We start from the raw sequence: 3,956 nt of genomic DNA, 5'->3' as shown, positions 1-3,956 counted from the left end.
GTCTGCTAGAAAAATTGCAAAAGTGCTTGGCTACACTAGCCATATTGCCTTAAATACTTATATTAATAAAAGATCTTTGCGTTTAGCAAAAAATAAACAAATTGGTGAAGTATGAATTGTATAACTCGTAATTGGTAATTAAAATCATGATAGAACTTTTACCTTATACCACAAAATGGAAAGACAATTTTAATCAATTAAGAAATTTATTATTGTCAGTGTCAAATAACTTATTTTTAGAAATAGCTCATATCGGCTCAACCGCTATTGAAATGGCACCGGCTAAAGATATTGTTGATGTTCAATGTGCGATCGATTCCTTTGATAAAATGGATCAAGTTAAGTCGATTCTTGAGCCAATGGGGTTTGTTTGCATCGAGGCTTTCAAACAAGATCATGTTCCATTTCATTCACATGATTATTTTATTGAGTCCTGGGAAAAACGTTTTTTTACAGGGGTCTATTTAGATCAATCATTCAACATTCATATTCGTCTAGCTAATAGTTTAAATTGGAAATTTGCAGAACAATTTAAGAATTTTATGATCACGAATAGTGATGCTCTATATGCATACATGCAATTTAAGGAAAGATTGGCATCCTCTAGTGTTGATAAGGAATCATATTGCATAATTAAAGACAGTGTCATTGATTTATTGTCTTTACAATTTTTTAAACCTGATGAATTCAAAAAATAGTTTTTACTTCAATTGAATGATATTTAATCGGAAATTTGGACGGTTTACGCCTAGAACCCCGGAATTGGATTAAATTATAAACTATGTTTCGTTTTTGAAACGGAGCCACTAAATATCTATCTATTCTTGTCTTGCCCATCTTAAATATAACAATATATATTTATTTATATTCAAAATCGAGTATACTTTGTTATAGATAGATATATTTTGATATAAATATTATGAATCCAATTAAAAATCCATTTTCTCCTGGGGCAGGGTCGCCGCCACCTGAACTTGTTGGTAGGGAAGAGATCCTTAGTCAAAGTAATATATTATTACAGCGTATTTTAAAAAAACGCTCAGAAAAAAGCTTTTTGCTAACAGGACTTCGAGGGGTTGGTAAAACAGTATTATTGAATGAAATGGAAAGGCAGGCAGAAACAGTAGGTTATAAAACTATTCTAATAGAGGCACATGAAGGTAAAAATTTAGGTGCATTATTGATTCCTCATTTAAGACGTTTGCTGTTTGATCTAGATAGATTGTCTGGGGTAGGGGATAAAGTCCGTAGAGGTCTCGGTGTTCTGAAGAGTTTTATAAATACAATAAAAATTAAAGTGGGAGATGTGGAATTTGGATTAGGTATAGATCCTGAGCTAGGAGCTGCGGATAGTGGTGATATAGAAGTTGATCTTCCCAACCTTTTTGTCGCTCTTGCAGAGGCTGCTGAGGAGAGAAACGCAGCTATTGCTATTCTTATAGACGAAATTCAATATTTTAGTATTAGTGAAATTAGCGCTTTAATAATGGCAATGCATAAAATGCAACAGAAAAGGTTGCCATTAGTATTAATTGGTGCCGGACTTCCAATTTTACCCGCTTTGGCTGGTGATTCAAAATCGTACGCCGAGCGCCTTTTTCAATTTCCCAATATAGGTCCATTATCAGAGGAAGATGCAAATAAAGCTCTACAAGATCCAGTAAATGAGGTTGATGTAGAATTTTCATTGGAGGCCTTAAAAGAAATATATGAGTTAACAAGAGGATATCCTTATTTTTTACAGGAGTGGGGTTATCAATCTTGGAATCATGCTAAAGAGACTCCAATAGATCTGCAAGATGTAAGGGACGCAACTTCTTTAGTAATTAGACGATTAGATGAAAATTTTTTTCGAGTAAGATTTGATCGCCTAACCCCTAGTGAACAAAATTATCTTAGAGGTATGGCTGAAATTGGAGATAGACCCAAAAGAACTGGAGATATTGCTGAGATCCTAGGAAAAAGTGTATCTAGTTTAGGGCCTGTAAGAGATAAATTAATTAAGAAAGGTATGATCTATAGTCCTAGCCATGGAGAAATGGCTTTTACTGTTCCTTTATTCGATGAGTATATGAAAAGAGTAATACCAGATTTTAATAGAACTTAACGTTTGTTATGCTAACTATTAATCCAAAGAAAATAAATGAAGCCAATCATAAAAGACTTAAGTGTAGTTTTCCTCATCGGCTTGATTTTTCTTTGGAGTTTCTTAGCTGCAATTGAGCGATTGATATTTTTTAATACAAACCAATATCCCGATTTTTTAGTGTATAAAACGATTTCGTTAGGATCAAAAGAAAAAAGGCTTGAACTGATTAAGTTAATTTATCCTCAGGATTATATAAATGCTTCTATTTTATTTGAGCCTTTAGAAAAAGAGTTCATAAAAATAGTAAAAGTTTACAACGAATGTTTAGTTCCAAGGGAAACCCTACGGGCGCAGTCATTATTTTCAATTATTCATGTGTTGCAAGAAGCAGAGGGGATAAGGCTGACTGTAAATGAAACACATTAACTGTTTGAGTCTTTAAAAGGAAGCACAAATGACTAAATAAATACTCACATAAAATATAATACTATTAGCCATGAGCATTTAGACGACTTAGTGAGGTGGGCTACAGATGAATATCCTAACTCTGGTCTGGTCTTGGTCGCGTGTTCAGATGGTCGTTGGTTTATTGAGGTAGATTACGGTCATGATTTCGATTCGCTTTTAGGCATATCAAAACCAAAATGCATACCTTATGTAGAGCCGAGTTTCTATTCAAGTAGAAGCGATGCATTAGAGTGTGCATTAACGTTAATTAATAAAGTCTATCCAGGCCTTGATAAAACAAAAATTTCAGAATACCTTGAGCATGAATAAAATTCATGCAGTGATTGGTTGTTTAAATTGTTTTTTGGATTTTAAAGAGAATCATAGTTGAAATCGACCTTCATATTTTACGTATATTTAATGATTTAATGTATGCCAATGCAAAGGTAAGTGGCCTGGTGTGTACGTCGAGGGGGTTTTGTGACAACTTTGTTCCCTTTTACTTGAATAGTTGGCACTATTAACCATAAAATATAAAGGTTAAGTAGATTTATGAAATTTTTTTTAAAAGCGCAATCAAGTCCAAAAACTTCTAATACAGCTGAATTTTTTTGTGAAATTACAGATAGCCCAGGAACTGGCTATAGCTATGTCGGTAATGGGCCGCCAGATTATATAAAAATTAATTCTCTAATTCTTGATGTTAAGATTCCTTCTTATATTTTTTTAAAGTATTTTATAAGTTTTTTGTTAGAGCAACTTAATAGATTAAAACTAGCGGAAAATAAAATTCCAGGCGGTATGGGATTTGAGGCTCTTATTAAGGATAATATGTTTACAAGCAAAAAGGAGTATGCAGAAGGTTCTGTAATAGGGAAAAATCTTCCTGCAAATGTGGGTAGTTTAATAAATTTTTATACTCCAATCTTAGATGGAATAAAACTTGCTCAAGTTTCTCACTTCATAGCAGAAGACGCAAAAAAATTTAATGACAAAATGATAGAGTCAGCTTTAAGAGTAGGGCGTTAAAAATGGTTTTGTCGCATAACATTGCGATAATGATTACTAATGCACGCAAAGAGCGCCACATGACTCAATCCGAACTGGCAAAAAAATTGGCAGCAAACAGTCTGTTATCTCTCGACTCGAAAGCGGGAGCAGCTCATTTATTCCTTCACTGGAAACTTTGGTTAAAGTAGCTGACGCGCTCAATATGAAATTAACATTGCAATTACAAGCGTAAAATAAAAGACTGAGAATACAGCACAAAAGCGACTGAGGCGCAGCATAAATAGTGCAATGACATTTTAACCAATAAAAATAATCCCCATAAGCAAATTACAGATGCAAACATGAGGATAGACTCTGAGGTATCCCGTCAAATTTTTTTTAAAAAGAGATATAAAACAGACTGGTTATA

At 33.5% G+C, this 3,956-nt stretch carries 6 protein-coding genes; all 6 read left to right on the top strand.

Annotated elements, in window-relative coordinates; translation table 11 throughout:
- Positions 1-146: 146 nt before the first annotated feature.
- The 6 genes from QM652_RS14295 to QM652_RS14270 all read left to right on the top strand — a co-directional run bounded on the left by QM652_RS14295 (position 147) and on the right by QM652_RS14270 (position 3,779).
- Positions 147-698 (top strand): GrpB family protein, encoded by a 552-nt coding sequence (locus QM652_RS14295; RefSeq protein WP_415076957.1) that lies wholly within the window; start codon positions 147-149, stop codon positions 696-698.
- Between the two features lie 221 nt (positions 699-919).
- Complete coding sequence (locus tag QM652_RS14290; protein WP_415076955.1) at positions 920-2,107, top strand: AAA family ATPase; 1,188 nt, start codon at positions 920-922, stop codon at positions 2,105-2,107.
- A gap of 36 nt (positions 2,108-2,143) precedes the next feature.
- Positions 2,144-2,515 (top strand): hypothetical protein, encoded by a 372-nt coding sequence (locus QM652_RS14285; protein WP_415076953.1) that lies wholly within the window; start codon positions 2,144-2,146, stop codon positions 2,513-2,515.
- Between the two features lie 90 nt (positions 2,516-2,605).
- A complete protein-coding gene (locus tag QM652_RS14280; RefSeq protein WP_415076951.1) occupies positions 2,606-2,866 on the top strand; it encodes a hypothetical protein in 261 nt (86 codons plus the stop codon).
- A 222-nt stretch (positions 2,867-3,088) separates the two neighbouring features.
- Positions 3,089-3,565 (top strand): hypothetical protein, encoded by a 477-nt coding sequence (locus QM652_RS14275; protein WP_415076949.1) that lies wholly within the window; start codon positions 3,089-3,091, stop codon positions 3,563-3,565.
- Positions 3,566-3,632: 67 nt separating this feature from the next.
- The gene (locus tag QM652_RS14270) at positions 3,633-3,779 is read left to right on the top strand and encodes a helix-turn-helix domain-containing protein (protein ID WP_415076959.1); all 147 of its coding nucleotides are present in this window, start codon (positions 3,633-3,635) and stop codon (positions 3,777-3,779) included.
- Positions 3,780-3,956 lie beyond the last annotated feature (177 nt).

The sequence above is a fragment of the Legionella sp. genome, from assembly GCF_047605385.1.
Lineage (GTDB): Bacteria > Pseudomonadota > Gammaproteobacteria > Legionellales > Legionellaceae > Legionella.
Note: the sequence above shows the minus strand (reverse complement) of the source record. Positions and strands in the feature narration are given on the sequence as shown.